Origin of the sequence: Nocardia rhamnosiphila NBRC 108938, assembly GCF_000720425.1 — a bacterium.
Lineage (GTDB): Bacteria > Actinomycetota > Actinomycetes > Mycobacteriales > Mycobacteriaceae > Nocardia > Nocardia rhamnosiphila.
Genome location: NZ_JOAJ01000009.1, coordinates 228324 through 249250, shown reverse-complemented (window position 1 = coordinate 249250; position 20927 = coordinate 228324). Strand labels below are relative to the sequence as shown.

The window sequence follows — 20927 nt, the reverse complement described above, 5'->3', positions numbered from 1 at the left end:
TCCTCCGCACACAGCGATGAGCCCCGGACGTCGGAGACGTCCGGGGCTCACTGCTGTCGGGTTTCTGTTGTTGTCGGGTGCTACCGAGGCCGCGGCGCGGCCGGTGCCTCAGGCGCAGGCGACGCTGGCCAGCCGCTGCGGCCGACGGGCGCGCACGGAACGGACGGCGGCGCCGATCGCGACCACCGGCGGGATCCAGCGGGCTTCCTCCGGGTCCACGCCCCAGCTGGCCGAACCGGCCGAGAGGTGGGTGGGCGGCAGCGGGATGCCGTCGCCGTCGGTGTGCACGACCGCACCGGCAGCCCGCAGCGCCTCGACGGCACGTTCGGCCTTGCGCATCCCGGTGACCAGATGGATCTCCCGGCGCTCGGCGCCCGGGATCTCGATCACCGGACCGGTCAGGTTGTTCGCTCGCAGATACCGGCGGACCGACGCGGCCAACTCCCCGGTGACCTCGACGGCGGAAAGGTCTGCGTCGGTGATCAGGCACAGGCCGTTGGTCGTTTCGGCGACCGTCCAGCCACGCTGGGCGTAATCCCGCGCGGCAGCGGACTTGGCGGCCGCCGAGACGGAAGTCGGAAACGTCGTACGCACTGTCATCTCCATTCCCCGGTATAGATAAGCTCCGGCTTTCATGGGTCGTATCGGTGCCGGGTGCCCGGGGTGTTACGCCGTTCCAGCGATTTTTTTCGACTGTCGGCTTCCTCTCATTTGTGGCAGCAGTCGACATCAACTGGTACAGGACGATCATCGGGATCCTGGTTGGCTTCGCGCACGCAATCCGGGAAGGATTCCGTTATGGCCAGCGAGGCAGCGGACGAATCCCCGAGAACCGGTCCGGCGGCGGCCGGAGCACCTGAGCCGGCGGTTCCTCCTACAGCCGGCGCAGGAGTGAGACCGCCGGAGGAGGACGATACTGCGGATTCGCCTGCTCGGCGAATCCGGCGGAAGCTCAGTTGGCGCGCTGAGGCCGCGCAACGCTTCGCCGACGCGGCCGCCGCCGCGGACGAACCCCGTCCCGAAGCCGGTGCCCGGTCGGTCCGGCAGTGGGGCGCCGACGCGGTCCGCGGGCTCCTGGATGTGCGGTTCCGCCGGCCCGCCACCAGGACGTTGCTGCCGCTGGTCTACCTGCTCGGACTGGTCTTCGCGGTGACCGTGCCGGTGGTGCTGACCGTGCTGGCCTGGCGGATCTCGGCGTTGCTCGGGGTGCTGACGGCCCTGCTGGCGCTGCCTTTCGCGCTGACGATCGCCGCCGCGGTCCGTCTCTTCCTGGAGTTCCTGGTGAACGCCTCCCGACTGGCGACCCGGGTGGAACACATCAGCGATCTCGCCGACGACCTGTTCCAGGTGCTGTCCGAGGTGGCCGAACCGGTGAACCAGCTCTCCGAAGACGTGCGGGCGGTGCAGTTCTGGCGCTTCCGCCGGGGGTCGCGCAAATAACTCCGTACCCCCCGTAATAGTGCCGGCGGCGAATAGTAGGGCAGATCACCGATACCGGACGGCCGCATGGCCCGGCTGCGAGCGAAGCCCGATCGGCCCGTGGCGCGACCGTTCGGTTCAGCGGTCCCGCAACCGGGGGGCCGCGGCATCCTTCGGGGAGCGCAGAAAGGTGAGCCGCCGCCCGTCACGGCCGGTCTCCGGCCAATCGATCGCCAGGTCCGGATCGAAGGCGTCCAGATCGTGGTCGTGCTCGGGGCTGTACTCGAGTGAGCACAGATAGGTGAGGACCGAATCGTCCTGCAGTGACAGCACCGCGTGCCCGAGCCCTTCGGACAGGAACACCGACCGGCGGTCCATCTCGTCGAGCACCACGCTGTCCCAGCGGCCGAAGGTGGGGGAGCCCGGCCGCAGATCGACTACGACATCGAGAAAGGCGCCACGTCCGCAGGTCACATATTTGGCCTGACCGGGGGGATCGTCGGTGTAGTGGATACCGCGCAGGACGCCGGCGGCCGAAACCGAGGTGTTGACCTGCCGCAGATCGAAGGACCGGCCGGTGGCCTTCTCGAACTCCGAGGCCCGGAAGGTCTCGGCGAAGGCGCCCCGGTCGTCGCCGTGGATTTTCGGTGTGAAAACCCAGGCGCCGGGGACCGACATCTCACTGATCCGCATCTACCCACTCACCAACTTCGTCCGTGCTCGAGCAGATCGAGCAGGTACTTACCGTAACCGGAACGGGTGAGCGGGTCGGCGAGCAGGCAGAGTTGCTCGTCGTCGATATAACCCATTCGCCACGCGACCTCTTCGGGCACTCCGATCTTCAGGCCCTGCCGCTCCTCGATGGTGCGGACGTAGTTGGCCGCGTCCAGCAGTGAGTCGAAGGTGCCGGTGTCCAGCCAGGCGGTACCGCGGGCCAGTACGTCGACACGGAGCTTGCCCGCCTCCAGATAAGCCCGGTTGATATCGCTGATCTCGTATTCGCCACGGCCGGAGGGGCGCAGCCCGCGCGCGATCTCCACCACGTCGTTGTCGTAGAAATACAGTCCGGGTACGGCATAGTTGGACCGGGGCAGCTTGGGTTTCTCCTCGATGGAAATCGCCTTGCCGTCGGCGAATTCGACCACGCCGTAGGCGGTCGGATCGGATACCCGGTAGGCGAATATGGCGCCGCCGTCGATCTCGGCGAACCGGTTCAGGCTGGTGCCGAGGCCGGGTCCGTGGAAGATGTTGTCGCCCAGCACCAGGGCGGCCGGATCGCCGCCGATATGCTCGGCGCCCAGTACGAACGCCCGGGCCAGACCGTCGGGCACCGGCTGTACGACGTAGTCGATCGCGATGCCGAACTGGGAGCCGTCACCCAGTAGGCGCTTGAAGGATTCGGCGTCCTCGGGCGTGGTGATCACCAGGATGTCCCGGATCCCGGCCAGCATGAGAGTGGACAGCGGGTAGTAGACCATCGGTTTGTCGTAGACCGGGACCAGCTGTTTGCTCACCCCGCGCGTGATCGGATGCAAACGCGACCCGGTGCCGCCCGCCAGAATGATTCCGCGCATGTTCGGTCAGTGTGCCAGCCCGGGTGAGTGCGGCTGCGTGCGGCGGTACTTCGCCGCGCCGTCGGGTGCGGCCGGCCGGGGCCGGTTCCGCGGGCGAGCGCGCGGTGGGCCGCCCCGGCGCCGTTTGGTGATGAGCCTTCCTGGGTACTCACCGGCAATGAGGGCGATACAGGGGTCCGATCCAGATCCGTCTCGATATTTCTGTTGAGGATTCGGTCGAGTATCCGCCCGAATTCCGTGCCGGTGCGGTTTTCCGTGTACGGCTGTGATATTGCGCCCTCGAGATCTGATAGGTGCGAAATGGGATTGAGAGGGGAGAGGCTTTGTCGGTTCCGGCTGTGGACGCGAGAAAACGAAACCCGGACAAGGGGTATGTAGCGCTTTTGGGTTGGAGTCTCAATGCGGTCGAGGCGATAGATCGTTTCGACAGGCGTTACGTTGTGGTGGCCCCGGAATGGGCGGAGGGGTACTGTGCGGAGCACGGGATACCATATATCCTCTGGAATTTCGAAAGACTGAACGAACGTTCGGTGGAAATCGCCGAGACGTTGCGTGACATGGGTGTCGACGTCGCCATCCCGATCTTCGAGGAAACCGTCGAATGGGCGGGGGCCATAAATTCTGTACTGATGGACAATCCGCGGCTCTTCGGTCAGGCGATGCTGTTGCGGGACAAAGCTCTGATGAAACGGCGTGCACAGCTCGGCGGTATCAGGGTGGGAATCTTCGAGGAAGCGCACGAGCGCGACGACGTGATTCGTTTCCTGAAACGGGTCAACCAGACGTTGATGAAACTCGACGGCGACCCCAACGACCCCATCCACATCAAGGCGTTCGACAAGGCCGGTTGCCTCGGTCACCGGGTCATCCGTACGCCCGACGAGATCGAGACCATCCCCGACGACGAATTCCCGGTACTGATGGAGTCCCATCTCGACGGCTGGGAATTCGCGGTCGAGGCATGGATCCACGACGGCAAGATTCGATTCCTGAATATTTCGGAATATGTGACACTCGGCTACTCTGTTTTCGTCCCGGCGACCCCGGAACTGGAGAAGTACCGGCCGGAGATAACTCGCCAGGTGGAACGGCTCATCAAGACGTTCGATATCGAATTCGGTTTCGTCCATCCCGAGTATTTCGTGACCAGTGACGGCGAGATGTATTTCGGTGAGGTCGCCTACCGGCCGCCGGGATTCAAGGTGTTCGAGTTGCTGGAGCGGGCGTACGGTTTCAACGCCTACCACGGGCTGGTGCTCGCGTTCGACCCCAAGACCACGGAAGAGGAGATCACGGAATTCTTCCCGGAGGAGGTGGTCGACGCCAAAGGGCATGCGGGCACCTTCGGGGTCTACCCACGCCGCCGGGTGGTCAGTCGATTGTCGGTCCCGGAAGAAACCGAAGATCACGAATATTTCGATTCCCACGAGCTCACCGCTCCGCTGACCGAAAAAGTGATGAAACGTACGGCTTTCGGAAACCATTGGGGTCTCCTGTACTTCTTCGGAGAGGACCCGTACACTCTCCGGGACCTGTTGAAAAGGCAGGAAGAGCTCGATTTCTATATTTGATCCGTTGTCGGCAACGGGTTCGTCGGGGAGGTTCGGCGATTGAGTCCACTCAGCAGCGGTGGGGAGTCCATGGACAGGCATCTGGCCCGATTGGACGACGCCACCCAGGCACTTGCGGATGCCGGTGATTTCGGTAAGCAGGTCAAGCTGTCGCGGGTATTCGGCGCGCTGCGCCGAGTACTGCTGCTGCCCGGAGGCTGCGCCGCGGTGCGGTCGCGTGCGGCGCGGCTGGATACCGCCGGACTGTTCCTCGGCACCGACTGGGCGCGCCCGCAGATACTCATCCCGTCGCTGAGCAGCGGCTCGCTGCGCAGTACCAACCCGGACACCGTCGTCCTCGAGACGGTGAGCAATCTGCGGCTGCTGGAGGTCGCCAAGGGCGCGTACGTGCATCCGCAGATTTCCGCGGAGCAGGCCCACCACCATGTGTCGCAGGTGCTCGCCATCAATCTGTCGTTGCTGTTCACACCGCCGTCCGAGGCCGAGCGGACCCAGCAGGGACGGATGGCCCAGGTCCCGCGGGAGTTGCTGCGGCACCTGGTGGAGGAGGTGGGCTACGAGAAGGTCCTGGAGAGTCTGGTCGACGAGATCTGGCGGATCCTGCGGCAGCGCCCGATCCAGGTCGACTCGGTGAAACGGATGATCACCCAGATCGCGGTGGCGCGCAGTAATCCGGATATCGATCTGGGCGCCGGCGGGCTGGGCGCGGACCGGTTGATCAGCAGCCTGTACGGCACCACCGACTCCTGCCGTGAGGATCCCGGTGTCGAGGTGTATCGCGCCCGGCTGGAAACCATGGACGACAGCGCGCTGCAGTACGAGACAGCGGGTTTCGCGCGCTCGATGCACGATACCGGCCTGGTGTCGCCGTACCACGCCGTCCTGTTGCGCTTCCTGCTGAGCAAGGGCGAGTACCTGCTGGGCGAGGCGCTGGGATTGTCCAGTACCGGACGCGAATGCCTGCTCTGCTACCACGAACTGGTGCGGCAGCTGATCGACGAGGCCGTGCACGTCGAGACGGCCCAGTGTATCTACGGGCTGGCGCTGATGCTGGAACGCGGCATCCTGTACCAGCCCCCGGTCGCCCCCGCCCTGTGGCGGCAGATGGCGCTGCAACTGTCGGCGCATTCGCAGCAGCGCCTGACACAGGCCTTCGGACCGGATCCGTCCCCCCGCGCCCGCTTGCTGGCGGGCATGTTGTCGGTACTCGGGCTGCCGCTCGGTATCGGCCAGGGCGACAACCCGACCTGTCAGTCCGCGCGGGCGCTGTCCATGTGGGCCTACAACGACCCCGATTATCTGCTGCAGACATTGGCCTGGGCCGCGCGCGACGACGAGGTCGTCATGCATTTCGAGGGCGAGCAGATCTCCTCGCGTAACAGTGCCGGCGGGGTCGCCACCGAGCTACCGGTGGACCTGGACCCGGTATCGCTGCTGGTCGTGCCCCATCTGGACCGGATCTACGCGGAGATGGGACGGCGTTGCGTGGATCGGGAGGGCGACCCGCACCGCTGGATCAACCCGGAATTCCACGGGTGGTGGTCCGGGCGCGGTTTCCGGATCAATGTCGACGTGGCGACCGGCAACCTGACCGATCTCGACGAATTCCTGCGCCATTTCTATGCGAGCTACCACCCGTTCCACAACGGCAACCAGCCGCTGATCCACCCGCAGCCGGCCGGGGTCGCCGTGACCGACAGCGCCGCCCGATTCGTCGGCTGGCACGCGATCACGGTGCTGCGGGTGGCGCTGGATCCGCAGGAGCGGATGCGGGTCTATTTCTACAACCCGAACAACGACAGCGGGCAGGACTGGGGAGACGGCGTGGTGGTCGGCACCGCCGGGCACGGCGAACGGTTCGGGGAGGCATCGCTGCCGTTCGAACAGTTCGCCTCGCGTCTCTACATCTTCCATTTCGATCCGCTGGAGCCCGGCGAACTGGCCTCGGTGGACCGGGAGGAGCTGGACCGGGTGGTGGGCTATGTGCACCGCAGCTGGGGCGCCGACCGGTTGCCCGCCTGACCGTTCAGTCCCGGTACCGCTCGACCAGTTTCGCGAGTTCGTCCAGATCGCGCAGGGAATCCGCTTCCGGCTGTGTTTCCAGTTTCAGCGTCACCCGTTCCACCCCGGCCTCGGCATAGGCGTCGAGTACCGCCGGGTCCGCCGGAGCCGGGGTGACCGTGACCGGTAGCCCGCTGTCGGTGAACTCCGCGAGTTGCGCCGGTACCGCGGCGGCATCGGAGACGCCGTTGGGGATCCAGCCCACCCCGTGCCGGCGCGCGCGCCGGGCCGCGGCCTCGCCGCCGCCGATGAAGAGGGGCGGATGAGGCTGCCGGTGCGGTTTGGGCCAGGCGAAGATCGGGTCGAAATCGATGAACTCGCCGTGGTATTCGGCGAGGTCCTGGGTCCAGATCGCGACGATCGCCTCGAGTTGTTCGTCCAGCAGGGCGCCGCGGGTGCGCGGATCGGTGCCGTGGTCGGCCATCTCCTCGCGGTTCCAGCCGACGCCCACGCCGAAGACCGCACGGCCGCCGGAGATGTGGTCGAGGGTGGCGACCTCCTTGGCGGTGTGGATGACATCGCGCTGGATCAGCAGGGTGACCCCGGTGCCCAGGACGAGCCGGTCGGTGACCGCCGCGATCGCGCCGAGGGCGACGAAGGGATCGAGGGTGCGGAAATAGACGCGGGGGAGGTCGCCGCCACCGGGATACGGGGACTCCCGGCTCGCCGGAATATGCGAATGCTCGGCGAGGAACAGCGATTCGAATCCGCGTTGCTCGAGTGCCGGCCCGAGCGCGGTCCCGCTGATTCCCTCGTCGGTCAGGAAGGTATTGACGCCGATCTTCATGACAGACCGAACATCGTGCGCACCCGCGAATATTTCGTGGGTGGGCACGACGCCGGAGATCTGCGGCGGCCTACCGGGCCGGGCCCGATCCGTTGGGCGGGAACGGTTCGTTGATGGTGGTGACGTACTGGATCACCGCGCCGATGATCACCGGGGCGGTGACGAAGAGCTGGCCGGCCACCGTGCCCAGGGCGCCGATCGCGACGATGCCGCCGAGGCAGCCGATCACCGCGGCCGGTACGAATGGACCGAACAGCCCGACGATGGTCGCCGCGGCCACGGTCGCTCCGGCGATACCGCCGAGCACACAGCCGACCGCGGCGCCGCCCAGACCGCCGACCGCGGTGCCGATCGCCGCTCCGGTGGCGATGGTGTCCTTGAGCCGGGTGAAGGCGGCGACCTCGCGGTCGTAAGGGGTCTTCCAGGGCGCTGTTTCCTGATGGGGCAGCGCGGCCGGTCGATATACGGCCCGGTCCGGGTCGAGTTGCGGGGTGAGCGTCGCTGTGTGGCCGGAGATCTCCGCCGCGATGGGGAACTCGAACTCGTCGAGCCGGAACGTCAGCGGCGTGCCGGCCACTACCGTGCCATCGGCAGCTTTGATCTTGAAAGTGCCGTCCTCGACCACCATGGACCCAGAATCGGTGGTGACGACGGAACGCCCGTCCACAACCTCCGCGGTGAAGCCGACCGGCGCCGGCAGGTCGGTGGGCGCGGCGTGGGCACTGCCGGATGCGATGCCGAGTGCGGCGATGAGCAGCGTCGACATCGTGGTCAAACTCCTGACGAGCATGTATGTATTCACCTCATATGGGAGTGCGGGCACAGATACGTGTCAATCGAACGGAAGCGGCCACCCGGTGGGGTCCGGCCGAATCCAGACAAAAAGGTTATCGGCCGGGCAGCGACGTCCGGTCGACGGGGTCGCGAAAAGTACTCCTTCGCTTGTCTTTTCGGAAAATGTCGTGTTCCGGATCGACCTGCGCCGTCGGCCGCGCCGTCTTCCGGCGCGGATATCGGATGTCGGCACCGCGCCCCGGCCGCCGCCGGGCCACCGAGCGCTGCCCGGCCCGGTGACCAGGACGTAGAGTGAACGGGTGCGTCTACTCGTGACCGGTGGAGCCGGGTTCATCGGAGCCAACTTCGTCCAGCACACGGTCGCCGAACGGCCGGATACGACGGTGACCGTGCTGGACGCGCTCACCTACGCGGGCAACCGGGCCTCGCTCGACCCGGTGGCCGATCGGATCGACTTCGTCCACGGCGATATCGCCGACCTGGACCTGGTCGACGAACTCGTGAGCGGAGTGGACGCGGTGGTCCATTTCGCCGCCGAATCACACAACGACAACTCGCTGGCCGAACCCTGGCCGTTCGTACAGACCAATATCGTCGGCACCTATTCGCTGCTGCAGGCTGTCCGCCGCCACGATGTGCGTTACCACCATGTCTCCACCGACGAGGTGTACGGGGATCTGGGCCCCGACGACCCCCCGTTCTCCGAACGCACCGCCTACAACCCGTCGAGCCCCTACTCGGCGACCAAGGCCGCCAGCGATATGTTGGTGCGCGCCTGGGTGCGCTCCTTCGGTCTGCGCGCCACGCTGTCGAACTGCTCCAACAACTACGGGCCGTACCAGCATGTGGAGAAGTTCATTCCGCGCCAGATCACCAACCTGATCGATGGGGTGCGCCCCCGGCTCTACGGCGCCGGACATCAGGTCCGCGACTGGATTCATGTGGAGGACCACAATCGTGCGGTCTGGGATGTGCTCGATCGGGGGCGGATCGGCCGCACATATCTGATCGGGGCCGACGGTGAACTGGACAATCGGACGGTGGTGGAATTGCTACTCGCCGAATTCGGGCGGGACCCGGGCGATTTCGACCATGTCACCGACCGCGCCGGACACGACCAGCGTTACGCGATAGACGCGGGCCCACTCCGGACGGAACTCGGCTGGCAGCCGCGCTACGCGGACTTCCGGGCGGGCCTATCGGCCACGGTCGCCTGGTACCGGGACAACGAAGCCTGGTGGCGTCCGGTCAAAGCCGCTACGGAGCGTGCGTACGCCGACGCGGGGGAGCGGACCATCTCCGCGTCATGACAACGCCCGGTCCCGCCGTAGCGTGGACCGGGCGTATCCGGTGCGATCGCGGTCAGGCCCAGACGTAGATGTGGTATTTCGCCACCGAGGCGATCAGGGCGATCAGGGCGGCGACGACGACGGTCACCGCGGCGTAGCGGCCGGGTTCGCGGTCGCCGGGTCCACGGAGGCGGAAGGGCATCCAGCGCAGCAGTACCGCGAACGACACGATCGCCAGCGGCACGAAGTAGCGGCCCTGGACACCGTCGATGATGTAGTAGCCGACCGGGGTGAACGACATGTAGAGGGTGACGTAGATCATCGCGACACTGGCCGCCATGGTCAGCGCCACCACCAGCGTGCGCCGGAAATCCGGGCGATCGAAGCGCTCCGCCATGCCCACGCTCACCGCGAAGGCCAGCAGGCAGGCCACGATCGCGGTGGCCGGCACGTCGATATAGGCGAAACCGAGTTCCCCGAAGAATTCGTTGAACCACTCCTGGTCACGCCGCAGAATGCTCTCCCAGAAGGTCCGCAGGAAGCCGAACGGGTCGGTGATGATGCCGATCAACTGCTCGCCGGTATCCACGGTGTACCACTGGTGCGGGGGCCGCATCAGGCTGGTGCCCTCGCCGGTGGGCGCGGCGATCTTCATCCACACCGCGAACCCGATCGCGCCGATCGCCGCGCACACCCAGGTGAGCCACCGGCGCCAACCGGTCAGGCCCATCCGCTCGGCCGGAATCAACACCACCAGCATGGCGAGCAGTACATACGTGGGTTTGCACAGCGGCAGCGCGATCGCGGTACCCAGCACCGCGACGGTTTCCACCCGGCCCAGCCGGTCCCCGAGGAACAGGCCCTTCACCAGGAGCGCCGACACCAGGACGGCCAGGGCATTGGTGAGGGTGTCGGCGGTGATCGTCCCGGCCTGGAACACCGCGATGGGCAATACGGCCACCGTGAAGGCCAGCCACTGGATGCGGTGCGCTCGCAACGCCCACAGGGCGAAGCCGACCACGAGCAGGTAGGCGGCCAGCCCGGACAACCGGGTGAGGCGCACCATGGTGCCGGCGTCGGCGTCGATCAGTTCGGCGAATCCGATACCGATCGCACTGGGCACGTAGGGGACCGCGGAGTAGGCGGCGGTGTTGGTGAACCAGATGATCTTGCGTTCATCGGTGACCGGGGCATCGTTCAGCCGCTGGTAGGCGGCGGGATCGGCCACATCGGGGTACGGTTCGCCCGGGTTGTGGGTGTAGTCGTCGATGGCGTAGCCCATCAGCGCTTCGATCGCCGCCGGTACCTCACCGCCGTAGGCGACGCCGCGGTCGTCGTCGATCCGGGTGGGGCTCAGGCCGCCGTGGGCCACCTGGTAGGCGCGCCCGAACTGGGTGATTTCGTCGTGCCCCCAGAACGGCGGGCTCATCACCGCGAACACGAGCCCGAAAATCCCGGCCAGCAGAGTGAACGCGACGGTCGCCGGGCCCATCCGGCGCAGCAGGACCTCCCCGGCGCGCCGGGGACCGGCCAGGACGGAACGACTCGCGGCCTGCTCGTCTCCGGCAGGGCGGGTCGCGGTCTCGGCGGTCAACGGATGTCCCCGGCCGCCACCTGATCGATCCGGGAGACAGCGGTTGTAGCCGCGACGCTCGCGCCGGGGGCCTCGTAGCGGAGATAGATCAGCCGTGCCGCCTCGTGCCGGGACCGGCGGATCCCGTCGAGGATCAGACCGGCGGTCCAGGCCAGAAACCCGACCAGCAGCAGAGTGCAGGCCAGGAACAGGGTCGGGAAACGGGGCACGGTGTGGGTGTCGTAGTACTCGATGATGATCGGGACGGTCAGCACCACCGAGATGAGCCAGCTCACGGTACCGAGCAGGCCGTAGAAGGCGACCGGACGCTCGTGGCGGGCCAATCCGGCGATGAGCGCCAAAATCTTGAAACCGTCGTGGTAGGTACGCAGTTTGCTCTCACTGCCGGCCGGGCGGTCCCGGAATCCCACCGGTACCGCGGTCTGCGGGACCCGCAGGTGCAGTGAGTGCACGGTGAGTTCGGTTTCGATCTCGAATTCCCGGGAGACGGCGGGGAAACTCTTCACGAAGCGCCGGGAGAAAACCCGGAAGCCGCTGAGCATATCCTCGACGTTCTCGCCGAAAACCTTGCCCACCACACCGTTGAGGACTTTGTTCCCGGTCTCGTGGCCCGCCCGGTAGGCCGATCCCGTCTCGTCCTGTTTCCGGACGCCGAGGACATGGTCGTACGGGCCCGACAGCAGGGTTTCGATCATCGCCGGCGCCGCGGACGCCTCGTAGGTGTCGTCGCCGTCGATCATGAGATAGATATCGGCTTCGATATCGGCGAAAGCGCGGCGTACCACATTGCCCTTGCCCTTGGCCCGCTCCGCGCGAACGATCGCTCCGGCGGCCCGGGCCTTCTCGGCGGTGGCGTCGGTGCTGAGATTGTCGTACACATACACGACAATTCCGGGGACCGCGGCCTTCAGATCGGTGACAACCTTGGCCACCGACGCCTCTTCGTTGTGACACGGGACGACGGCGGCAATACGCAGTTCGGTGGATTCCACCTGGTCAAATCCTCGAAATCGACGGATATGGGAACACCGGGAGAGTACCGGGTCTGTGACATTGGGCATGATCGAGGGCCCTACATGGTCACACTGCGCTACCGCCTCCGGGCCTGACTCGCTCATGCCGTGCCGGAGAGGATGGCTCAGGTCACTGCGGTACCGTCGGCGCGTGTCATCTGGTGAGTCAACGGCCGCTGTCGCCGCCGACGCGCCGGCCCCCCGTTCGCTCGCCGAACGCCTGCGGACCGGGCTGCGGCAGAGTGCGGCGTTCCTGGTCGTCGGCGTGGTCGGCTTCCTGGTCGATGCGGGGACCTACAACCTGCTGGTGTTCAATCTGGGCGCCTGGGGTGGCGAGGGTCTCATGCACGACATCCCGTTGCCCGCCAAGATCATCGCCATCGCGGTGGCCACGGTGGTCACCTACTTCGGCAACAAGTGGTGGACCTTCTCGCACAAGCAGTCCGGCAGCCCGGCCCGGGAGTACCTGTCGTACGCCGTGATCAATGTGATCGCGATCGGACTGCAATTGGGTTGCCTGGGTTTCTCCAGGTACATCCTGGATCTGGCCACGCCGCTGGCGGACAATATCTCTGGAACATTGGTCGGTCAGATCGTTGCCGTGGTGTTCCGGTATTGGGCTTATGACAAGTTCGTGTTTACCGGGGAACCCGATCGGGAAACGACCAACCGGGCGACCGGCGTGGCTGATTGATATCCTCGGGCCCGCCGCGAACCGTATTCAGGGACATGTCTGTCCCGTCGGCACAGCATGAACGAGTCAGGCCCGGAGGCGGAAGTGCGATACCTTCGCCTGCGCTTCGGCCTCCGCGTCAGTACGCGGGACCGATCGCCGGTCTCGCTCATGCGCGAAAATATTGAGGATTTCGAGGACTTCATGGACCAGTCGGCTATGCAGGCCGTTACCGAGACGAACGATCACGCTACGGTCGCGCCGGAGTCGCTGCGCGCCGAACACCACCGGGCTCCGCGCAGACTGGTGCTCGCCCGGGGCATCTTCACCGGACCCTCGGCGAAGATCAGCGACGAGCTGTACGCGGTGGTCAAGGGCCGTGCCACCCGCGACCGGATGAGTCTGCACCTGGACAAGGGCTCGACCGCGCACACCAACACCTACTTCGGCCGTTTCGCCGCCAGCTACTGGCAGCGCTGGACCGTGGTCACCGAGGTGCAGGCCACGATGATCCTGCAGGTCGGCAAGCACGCCAGGGTGCGGATCGTGGCCTCCGATATCGCCGGGCACCGCCGGATCGTCGGCACCGCCGAGGTCACCGCCGGCGGCCCGCTGACCCTGACCGCGCCGCTGGACCAGTTCGTCGACGGTGGCGCCCTGTGGCTGGAGTTCGAAGCCGTCGGTGGCGACCTGGAGATCTCCGAACTCACCTGGACCGCGACCGCGCCCGAGACCGTACGCCCGGTCGCCATCGCCATCTGCACCTTCAACCGCGCCCAGGACTGCGCCGAGACCATCGCCGCACTGGCCTCCGACCAGACCGTCCTCGGCTCGCTCGACGCGGTGTACGTGGTGGACCAGGGCACCGATCTGGTGGAGAACCGGCCGCTGTACCAGGCCACGCGGTCCATGTTCGGGGACAAACTGCGCTACATCCGCCAGCCCAATCTGGGCGGGGCGGGCGGTTTCACCCGCGGACTGTACGAGGTGTCCGCGGCCAACGAACACGCCGACGTCATCCTCATGGACGACGATATCCTCTGCGAACCCGAGACCGTGCTGCGGTTGCAGGCCTTCGCCAACCTCACCGTGGAACCGACGCTGGTCGGCGCGCAGATGCTGTTCCTGCTCAACCCCGACTACCTGAACGTCGGGGCCGAGGACGTGCACCTGCACCGGCTCATGCACGGCCAGAAGGTGCCCAAGGCGCTGCGCAACACCAGCATGCTGAAGAAGAACCAGGAACGCCGCGTCGACGCCGGATACAACGCCTGGTGGACCTGCCTCATCCCGGCCGAGGTGGTGAAGAAGATCGGGCTACCGCTGCCGATCTTCTTCCAGTGGGACGATGTCGAATACGGGGTCCGCGCCCGCGAACACGGGTTCGTCACGGTCACGCTGCCCAACGCGGCGGTCTGGCACGCGGACTTCTACTGGAAGGACTTCGACGACTGGGCGCGGTACTTCAGCACCCGCAACTCGCTGATCGTCAGCGCGATGCACGCGGACCTGAATCCGGGCACGGTCACCCGGCAGCTCTTCCGGAATATCTCCGAATACCTGGTCGCGATGCAGTACGGGCTCGCGCACACCACCCTGCAGGGCATCGAGGACTTCCTGTCGGGACCGTCGATCCTGCGGGATGGCGGTATCGAGCCGCTGAAACGGGCCCGGACCAGTCGCGCCGATTACACCGAGACCGTGAAACATCCCGCGGCGTCACCGCCGGTGGATTCCTCCGAGATCCGCGTGCGGCGGGCCGGCGGCGAACCCAGCCGGCTGCTGGCGGTGCTGATCAAACGCGGGATCCAGCAGTGGACCGGCAAGGTCCAGTACGGGCTGGTCGGGGTGACCCGCGAAGACGCGCACTGGTGGCATGTCTCGCTGTTCGACCATGTCGTGGTCACCGATGCCTCCCAGTCCGGGGTCCGGGTCCGCAAGCGCGACAAGGCGACCGCGCGCGCCCTGCTGCTGCGCACGATGCGGGTGCTGCGCCGGCTGTACAAGGAACTGCCGGACCTACAGCAGCGCTACCGCGCCGCGCACGCCGAACTCACCAGCCGGGAGAACTGGGAGCGGCTGTACGGGATCGACTCCGACCGGAACTGACCCGGACACGTTCTGCCCGAACGGGCCACGCCGTATCCGCGGCGTGGCCCGTGGTAGTCAGAGGAACAGGTCGGTCGTGAGGGGTTCGTCGCCCGGGGTCACCCGGTACTTGTCCAGGTCGGTGATGCCGTGGGTGGCGAGCACGTCGTCGTCGATGAAGAAATTGCCGGTCGTCTCGGTGGCCGGTGAGGTGAGTACGAGATAGGCGGCGTCGGCGTAGATATCCGGGGTCCGTGAGGTACGGACCATCTCCTCACCACCGAGCAGATTGCGTACGGCCGCGGTCGCGATCGTGGTGCGCGGCCAGAGCGAATTGACGCCGACACCGTCGGATTTCAGTTCCTCGGCCAGCCCCAGCGTGGTCAGCGACATCCCGTACTTGGCGATGGTGTAGCCCAGGGAGGATCCGGCCCATTTGGGGTCCAGGTTCAGTGGCGGCGACAGCGTGAGGATATGCGGATTGCGGCCGGCGGCGGCGGAGTCGCGCAGCGCTGGAATGCACAGCTTGGACAGCAGGAAAGTGCCGCGGCAGTTGATGTCCTGCATGAGGTCGTATCGCTTCATCGCCAGCGAATCGGTGGGGGACAGATCGATGGCGGAGGCGTTGTTGACCACGATATCGATACCGCCGAAGCGCTCGGTGGTCAGCCGGACCGCCTCGGCGACCGATTCGTCGATCCGCACATCGCCGACGAACGGCAGTACGGTCGCCCCCGCCGCCTCCAGTTCCGCGGCGGCGGTGTGGATCGTGCCCGGCAGTTTGGGGTGGGGCTGATCGGTTTTGGCGATCAGCGTGATGTTCGCGCCGTCGGCGGCCGCCCGTTTGGCGATCTCCAGCCCGATCCCGCGGCTGCCGCCGGACATGATCATCGTCCGGCCGCTCAGCGGTTTGTCTCCGGTAGCTGTCATTGCCTGCCCTCCTGTTGGTCGCGGGCGCCGACCGCCGTGCGTTCGGCGCTGCGCTTCGAGCGTAGGCAACAGGTCCGTGCTTGCCCAGGGACCGCGCGATCGGATGCGCGGGTGTCGGGCAGAGGGCCGACCGGACACCGGAGCCGGGCGCGCGGCCGCCGCCGGACCGCGGAGGCGGCCGGGATCATGGGCCGGCCGGGTCCGCATGCGGCGGGGCCCAGGGGGCTCGCCGCATGCGGACATCGCTCACATCGTGGCGATCATCAGGATGTTCAGTAGGAAGATCAGGGCGACGAACGCCCAGATCACATACATGACCACCATGCCGGGGGTCTTTTGCGGAACCGGCCCGATCGCTCCGTTGAGGAAGATGAGCGCCGGTGTCCGGTAGTAGTACCGGACCGCCTGCCCGGGCTGCACGGGCACCGCGACATCGGCGGGACCCATATCGAACAGCCACGGCGTGGCGACCCGCACGTGGTACTGGCCGGCGCCGACCGGAATATGGTTGGCGCCCCACCGGGTGTTCGGCACCCGCTGCCCGTTCACCGTGATCTTGGGTTTGGTGATCGCGAGCAGGAACGCCATCGGGGTGTAGGAGCAGTCCACCGTGATCCCCGGCGGGTCGTTGGGCGCCGCCTGGGGCGGCTGGCCGTAGGGCCCGGGCTGCCCGCCCGGACCGAACTGGGCCGGGGGCTGCCCGGGCGGCTGCGCGTACGGGCCGCCGGCGTACTGCGGCTGGGCGGGAGGCTGACCATAGCCCTGCGGCGGCTGTCCGGGCGGCGGGGCACCCCACGGCTGCGGCCCGCCCTGTGGCCCCCCTGGATACTGTGGCTGCCCACCCTGGTTCGGTGCCGGCGGCGCGAACTGTTGTTGCGGCGGCGGGAACTGGCCGGGTGCGGGCTGGCCCTGTGGCGGCTGACCGCCGGGGTAACTCATCGATCTCCTCCCGAATCATGCAGATTGCCAGCCGAACTTACCCGGCGTGGAGGAAACTCTCGCATCGGCCGTCAACCCTGGTTGTCCGGTGGGGCGTCTACGGGTGCCCGTGGACCGGTGGGCGCTGCCGGTGTGGCCCGTCCACAGTCCACGCACGGCCGGAGCGAAGGCGGAGGTACGCAGTGCGCGCACGGCCGGAGCGAAGGCGCAGGTACGCAGTGCGCGCACGGCCGGAGCGAAGGCGGAGGTACGCCTAGTCCGGTTTCTGGAACTGCTCGTTGCGGCCGAGGCTGCGCAGATGGAACCACTCGCGCAACCCCGCCGGGTCGCGGCGGGTCACCAGGAAGAACCAGGAGAACCGAATCCATTCCTGGGGCAGCAGTTTTCGCATACCCGGCTGGGACATGAGATAGCCCCGGTTGCGGTAGGTGAAGTACCGCTTCACCGGATCGTCCGGGTACTGGGTGTGCATCCGGCCACCGAGAATCGGCTTGAACTCGGCCGCGCCGTTGGGGTGCAGGTACGCGGTTTGCAGGCAGGTTCCGAAGGGTAATCCGGAGCGGACCAGCCGCCGGTGTACCTCGACCTCGTCGCCGCGCACGAACAGCCGCAGATCCGGTACGCCGATCACATCCACCGCCTGCGCGGAGATCAGGGCGCCGTTGAACAGCGAAGCGATGCCGGGCAGGAAGTCCTCCCCGCCCAGTTCGGACCGCAACCGCCGCCACACCACGCCGCGGCGCAGCGGAAACGCCAGCCGGTCCGGTTCGTCGATATCGCACACGACCGGCGAGACCTCCACCAGTTCGTGGCGTCGCGCGCAGTCGAACAGGGTCGCCAGGACCTCGGGGCCCTCGGGCCGGCCGTCGTCGTCGGCCAGCCAGACCCAGTCGGCGCCCAGGCTCAGCGCGTGCAGCATGCCCAGCGCGAAACCGCCCGCTCCGCCCAGATTGTGCGCCGAGCCCAGATAGGTGGTCTCGATGGGCTGATCCGCCACCAGTTCGGCCACTTCGGCTTCGTTGCCGTTGTCGATCACGATCAGGTGGTCGACGGCGCGTGATTGCGTGGCGACCGCTTTCAGCGATTCGGCGAGCAGATCGCGGCGCTTGTGCGTGACCACTACGGCCACGATCTTGGCGTCCGGTCCGTACTCGACCTCCGGCAGCACCGCGGCGGCCGGGTCGTGCTCCCGCGCGGGACCCGGAGCCGAACGCCGGGCGCCGTCGGTGCCGCGCCCACCGGCGACGGGCGCGGCCTCCGCGTGATCGCGCTTCTCCTGCGCTTCCGATACCGGCTCGCCTGTGTACTCGTCGGATGCCGGCGCGGGGGCTACGTCGTCGCGCTCGTCTGTCGCCTCCGGCGCCGACTCGCTGCTGCCGTGTCCGCCGGTCGCTACCGGCTCACGCTTTGCTTCCGCCTGGAGGGAGCCGGGCTCGCTCGTGCTGTCCTCGGGCTCTGCGTGGTCACGCGCCGCTTCCGCCCCGGAGCCCGGCTCCCTCGCGCTCTCTTCGGGTACCGGCGAGGGCTCTGCGTGGTCACGCGCCGCTTCCGCCCCGGAGCCCGGCTCGCTCGCCCTCTCTTCGGGCACCGGCGAGGGCTCTACGGGGTCACGCGTCGCTTCCGCCTCCGGGCGGGACTCGCTCATGCTGTGTTGTTCTCCAGTTCTCGTTCACCGTCGGCCGACTGCGGTGCTGGTTCGTCGTCGGCACGATCGGACTTCTCGGCCTCGATCTCCCGCAGGACCGCCGCCACATGATTACCCGCGTCCGGGCCCTCGTAGGCCCGCACGACCTCTTCGATCCCGCCGTGCAATCGGACCTGGCCGTGATCGATCCACAGTGCGGTATCGCAGAGCTGGGCCAGGAACTCGTTGGAATGGCTGGCGAAGACCAGGATGCCCGAACGGGCGACCAACTCCTGCAACCGGATCCGCGCCTTCTTCATGAACTCCGCGTCGACCGCGCCGATCCCCTCGTCGAGCAGCAGGATCTCCGGGTCGATGGAAGTCACCACGCCCATCGCCAGGCGCACCCGCATACCGGTCGAATAGGTGCGCAGCGGCATGGACAGATATTCGCCGAGTTCGGTGAAATCGGCGATCTCGTCGATCTTGGCCATCATCTGCTTGCGGGTCTGCCCCAGGAACAGGCCGCGGATGATGATGTTCTCGTAGCCGGAGATCTCCGGGTCCATCCCGACGCCCAGATCGAACACCGGCGCGACCCGGCCGCGGATCCGCGCGCTACCGCGCGAAGGCTCGTAGATCCCGGACAGCAGCCGCAGCAGCGTGGACTTGCCCGCGCCGTTGTGGCCGACCAGGCCCACACGGTCGCCCTCTTTCAGCGACAGGTTGATATCGCGCAGTGCCTCGACCACCACGACATCGGATTGATTGCGGCCGATCGAACCGCCCGCCTTACCCAGGAACGCTTTTTTCAGCGACCGGGATTTCGCGTCGAAGATCGGGAACTCCACCCACGCGTTGCGGGTTTCGATACTCACGTGATCACTCATGATCGCCTGACTCCTAAACCCAGTAGGGCACGCGCGAACGGTACTTCTTCAGGGCGATCGCGGCGGCGATCCAGCCCACCACGGTGATGGCGCCGACGATCGCCCAGTGGTAGAGCTTCTGGTCGTCGCCGAGCAGCGGTGCGCGCACGATCTCCAGATAGTGGTAGGTGGGCACCACTTCGGCCAGCCGGGCCCGTTCCGCGACCTGACCGCCCTGCTCGTGCAGGCTCTTGGTGTTCCACATCACCGGGGTCAGCACGAACAGCATCAGCGTCATACTGCCCAGGATCGGCGCGATATCGCGGTAGCGGGTGCTGAAGATACCGAACAGCACCGAAACCCACATCGCGTTGAGGAACAGCAGCACCAGCGCCGGTATCGCGAAGACCACGGTCCAGTGCAGATCGCGCCAGACACCGAAAAGGGCCAGCACCACGAAGTAGATTGCCGCGTTGTGCGCGAAGAACAGCATCTGCCGCCACACCAGCCGGTACACGTGCACGCTCAGCGCGGACGGCAGCTGTTTGATCAAGCCCTCGTTGGCGACGAACACCTCCGCGCCCTCGAGGATCGAGGCGTTGATGACGTTCCACACGATCAGGCCGACCGCCACATAGGGCAGATACTCGGTCAGTGGCTGACCGAGCAGCGCGGCGTACAGGATCCCGATGGCGGTGGCCTGCACGCCGGTGGCGATGGTGATCCAGAACGGACCCAGCACCGACCGCCGGTAGCGCTGTTTGATGTCCTGCCAGCCCAGCGAGAGCCATAGTTCGCGCTGCCGGAACCCGTCGCGGATATCGCGCCAGGCCCGCGACCAGGACTGCGAATCCGACTCGATGGGGTCCGCGGCGGTCACCTCGGTGATATCGGAGACGGCGGTATCGGCGCCGGCGACCGGGGTCTGCTCGGAACTCACGGGCTTCTCATCTGCGGCGGGGTCGTGGTCGGGTCGCACCGGGCTTTCGTCGGTGCTCTCCGGATTGTCAGGGTTTACCAGGTCGGAGCGAGCGGAAGCTGCAGGCACGGTGCACGACACTACCTCGGTCGGCGGGTCGCGGTACCGGCCGGTTATATACCACCGCGTTCAGAGGTATTGCCCGGTGCCTCCGATTGACTGGCCCGGCTGCGCGCCGCGACCCTCGGCGGTATGGATACCCGGAGGCAGGGCCCCCTGGCGCATCTGCTCGAGTTGCGCCCGCGCGGCCATCTGCTGGGCGAACAGCGCCGTCTGGATGCCGTGGAACAGACCTTCCAGCCAGCCCACCAGCTGCGCCTGGGCGATACGGAGTTCCGCGTCCGAGGGGACGGCGTCCTCGCTGAACGGCAGGGCGAGCCGTTCCAGTTCCTCGCGCAGTTCCGGCGCCAGGCCCTGCTCCAGCTCGCGGATGGAGGATTTGTGGATCTCGGCCAGCCGGGTCCGGCTGGCGTCGTCGAGCGGAGCCGCCCGTACCTCCTCGAGCAGCTGTTTGATCATGGTGCCGATCCGCATGACCTTGGCCGGTTGCTCGACCATATCGGCCAGCGATTCGGAGGTGTCGCGCTCGGCGCCCTCCTGCTCGGGCGCCTCCCGGCCGGGGTAGGACGCGCTCGCCGCGGCGCCCGCGGGCAGCACCAGCGGACGGCCCTCGGGACCGATCACGACAACGGGATCCGATGCGTCATCCGATTGCGTCATGG

19 protein-coding genes are annotated in these 20927 nt (G+C 66.9%); 6 read left to right on the top strand and 13 right to left on the bottom strand.

Annotation, left to right across the window (positions count from 1 at the left end; genetic code table 11):
- Positions 1-108: 108 nt before the first annotated feature.
- Positions 109-606, bottom strand: coding sequence for a hypothetical protein (locus tag IG75_RS0127930; protein ID WP_030524322.1), 498 nt, complete (start codon positions 604-606; stop codon positions 109-111).
- A gap of 285 nt (positions 607-891) precedes the next feature.
- Here IG75_RS0127930 and IG75_RS0127925 point away from each other — a divergent pair, with 285 nt between their 5' ends.
- On the top strand, positions 892-1440 hold the full coding sequence (locus tag IG75_RS0127925; RefSeq protein WP_063834199.1) for a DUF4282 domain-containing protein: 549 nt from the start codon (positions 892-894) through the stop codon (positions 1438-1440).
- A 117-nt stretch (positions 1441-1557) separates the two neighbouring features.
- Here the strand turns inward: IG75_RS0127925 and IG75_RS0127920 are convergent, their stop codons facing one another.
- Both IG75_RS0127920 and rfbA read right to left on the bottom strand, forming a co-directional pair.
- Positions 1558-2112: a dTDP-4-dehydrorhamnose 3,5-epimerase family protein gene (locus IG75_RS0127920; RefSeq protein WP_030524320.1), complete on the bottom strand. Its 555-nt coding sequence runs from the start codon at positions 2110-2112 to the stop codon at positions 1558-1560.
- 8 nt (positions 2113-2120) lie between these two features.
- Complete coding sequence (gene rfbA / locus IG75_RS0127915) at positions 2121-2993, bottom strand: glucose-1-phosphate thymidylyltransferase RfbA (protein WP_030524319.1); 873 nt, start codon at positions 2991-2993, stop codon at positions 2121-2123.
- A gap of 530 nt (positions 2994-3523) precedes the next feature.
- On the opposite strand from rfbA, the gene IG75_RS0127910 reads away from it, so the two are divergent.
- Complete coding sequence (locus IG75_RS0127910; RefSeq protein ID WP_245713248.1) at positions 3524-4564, top strand: ATP-grasp domain-containing protein; 1041 nt, start codon at positions 3524-3526, stop codon at positions 4562-4564.
- A 69-nt stretch (positions 4565-4633) separates the two neighbouring features.
- Positions 4634-6586 carry a hypothetical protein gene (locus IG75_RS0127905; protein WP_051714974.1) on the top strand — a complete coding sequence of 651 codons (1953 nt, stop codon included), beginning with the start codon at positions 4634-4636 and terminating at the stop codon, positions 6584-6586.
- Between the two features lie 4 nt (positions 6587-6590).
- Here the strand turns inward: IG75_RS0127905 and IG75_RS0127900 are convergent, their stop codons facing one another.
- Positions 6591-7412, bottom strand: coding sequence for an LLM class F420-dependent oxidoreductase (locus tag IG75_RS0127900; RefSeq protein ID WP_030524316.1), 822 nt, complete (start codon positions 7410-7412; stop codon positions 6591-6593).
- A 70-nt stretch (positions 7413-7482) separates the two neighbouring features.
- Positions 7483-8202 (bottom strand): DUF8020 domain-containing protein, encoded by a 720-nt coding sequence (locus IG75_RS0127895; protein ID WP_030524315.1) that lies wholly within the window; start codon positions 8200-8202, stop codon positions 7483-7485.
- Between the two features lie 304 nt (positions 8203-8506).
- Here IG75_RS0127895 and rfbB point away from each other — a divergent pair, with 304 nt between their 5' ends.
- Positions 8507-9517: a dTDP-glucose 4,6-dehydratase gene (rfbB, locus tag IG75_RS0127890; RefSeq protein ID WP_030524314.1), complete on the top strand. Its 1011-nt coding sequence runs from the start codon at positions 8507-8509 to the stop codon at positions 9515-9517.
- A gap of 52 nt (positions 9518-9569) precedes the next feature.
- On the opposite strand, the gene IG75_RS0127885 is transcribed toward rfbB, so the two are convergent.
- Positions 9570-11090, bottom strand: a complete 1521-nt coding sequence (locus IG75_RS0127885; RefSeq protein ID WP_051714973.1) for a DUF2142 domain-containing protein — start codon at positions 11088-11090, stop codon at positions 9570-9572.
- Positions 11087-12082: a glycosyltransferase gene (locus tag IG75_RS0127880; protein WP_051714972.1), complete on the bottom strand. Its 996-nt coding sequence runs from the start codon at positions 12080-12082 to the stop codon at positions 11087-11089. Before IG75_RS0127880 ends, IG75_RS0127885 begins: the two co-directional genes overlap by 4 nt.
- A gap of 172 nt (positions 12083-12254) precedes the next feature.
- On the opposite strand from IG75_RS0127880, the gene IG75_RS36665 reads away from it, so the two are divergent.
- Positions 12255-12797 carry a GtrA family protein gene (locus IG75_RS36665; protein WP_245713249.1) on the top strand — a complete coding sequence of 181 codons (543 nt, stop codon included), beginning with the start codon at positions 12255-12257 and terminating at the stop codon, positions 12795-12797.
- Between the two features lie 183 nt (positions 12798-12980).
- The gene (locus tag IG75_RS0127870; protein WP_030524310.1) at positions 12981-14885 is read left to right on the top strand and encodes a glycosyltransferase; all 1905 of its coding nucleotides are present in this window, start codon (positions 12981-12983) and stop codon (positions 14883-14885) included.
- A gap of 57 nt (positions 14886-14942) precedes the next feature.
- On the opposite strand, the gene IG75_RS0127865 is transcribed toward IG75_RS0127870, so the two are convergent.
- The 6 genes from IG75_RS0127865 to IG75_RS0127840 all read right to left on the bottom strand — a co-directional run bounded on the left by IG75_RS0127865 (position 14943) and on the right by IG75_RS0127840 (position 20925).
- A complete protein-coding gene (locus tag IG75_RS0127865; protein WP_030524309.1) occupies positions 14943-15794 on the bottom strand; it encodes an SDR family oxidoreductase in 852 nt (283 codons plus the stop codon).
- Between the two features lie 246 nt (positions 15795-16040).
- Entirely contained in the window at positions 16041-16733 is a 693-nt protein-coding gene (locus IG75_RS40435; protein ID WP_030524308.1) for a hypothetical protein, read from the bottom strand.
- A 253-nt stretch (positions 16734-16986) separates the two neighbouring features.
- Positions 16987-17898: a galactofuranosyltransferase GlfT1 gene (gene glfT1, locus IG75_RS0127855; RefSeq protein ID WP_051715048.1), complete on the bottom strand. Its 912-nt coding sequence runs from the start codon at positions 17896-17898 to the stop codon at positions 16987-16989.
- 476 nt (positions 17899-18374) lie between these two features.
- On the bottom strand, positions 18375-19247 hold the full coding sequence (wzt, locus tag IG75_RS0127850; RefSeq protein ID WP_030524306.1) for a galactan export ABC transporter ATP-binding subunit Wzt/RfbE: 873 nt from the start codon (positions 19245-19247) through the stop codon (positions 18375-18377).
- Positions 19248-19260: 13 nt separating this feature from the next.
- On the bottom strand, positions 19261-20115 hold the full coding sequence (gene wzm, locus IG75_RS0127845) for a galactan export ABC transporter permease subunit Wzm/RfbD (RefSeq protein WP_036515452.1): 855 nt from the start codon (positions 20113-20115) through the stop codon (positions 19261-19263).
- Positions 20116-20334: 219 nt separating this feature from the next.
- On the bottom strand, positions 20335-20925 hold the full coding sequence (locus tag IG75_RS0127840) for a bacterial proteasome activator family protein (RefSeq protein ID WP_030526031.1): 591 nt from the start codon (positions 20923-20925) through the stop codon (positions 20335-20337).
- Positions 20926-20927: the final 2 nt, after the last annotated feature.

What these genes read in the sequence shown, in the direction of transcription:
- IG75_RS0127930 (WP_030524322.1), bottom strand. Translation starts at nt 606, where the DNA reads ATGGAGATGACAGTGCGTACGACGTTTCCGACTTCCGTCTCGGCGGCC.
- IG75_RS0127920 (WP_030524320.1), bottom strand. Translation starts at nt 2,112, where the DNA reads ATGCGGATCAGTGAGATGTCGGTCCCCGGCGCCTGGGTTTTCACACCG.
- rfbA (WP_030524319.1), bottom strand. Translation starts at nt 2,993, where the DNA reads ATGCGCGGAATCATTCTGGCGGGCGGCACCGGGTCGCGTTTGCATCCG.
- IG75_RS0127905 (WP_051714974.1), top strand. Translation starts at nt 4,634, where the DNA reads ATGGACAGGCATCTGGCCCGATTGGACGACGCCACCCAGGCACTTGCG.
- IG75_RS0127900 (WP_030524316.1), bottom strand. Translation starts at nt 7,412, where the DNA reads ATGAAGATCGGCGTCAATACCTTCCTGACCGACGAGGGAATCAGCGGG.
- IG75_RS0127895 (WP_030524315.1), bottom strand. Translation starts at nt 8,202, where the DNA reads ATGCTCGTCAGGAGTTTGACCACGATGTCGACGCTGCTCATCGCCGCA.
- IG75_RS0127870 (WP_030524310.1), top strand. Translation starts at nt 12,981, where the DNA reads ATGGACCAGTCGGCTATGCAGGCCGTTACCGAGACGAACGATCACGCT.
- IG75_RS0127865 (WP_030524309.1), bottom strand. Translation starts at nt 15,794, where the DNA reads ATGACAGCTACCGGAGACAAACCGCTGAGCGGCCGGACGATGATCATG.
- IG75_RS40435 (WP_030524308.1), bottom strand. Translation starts at nt 16,733, where the DNA reads ATGAGTTACCCCGGCGGTCAGCCGCCACAGGGCCAGCCCGCACCCGGC.
- wzt (WP_030524306.1), bottom strand. Translation starts at nt 19,247, where the DNA reads ATGAGTGATCACGTGAGTATCGAAACCCGCAACGCGTGGGTGGAGTTC.
- IG75_RS0127840 (WP_030526031.1), bottom strand. Translation starts at nt 20,925, where the DNA reads ATGACGCAATCGGATGACGCATCGGATCCCGTTGTCGTGATCGGTCCC.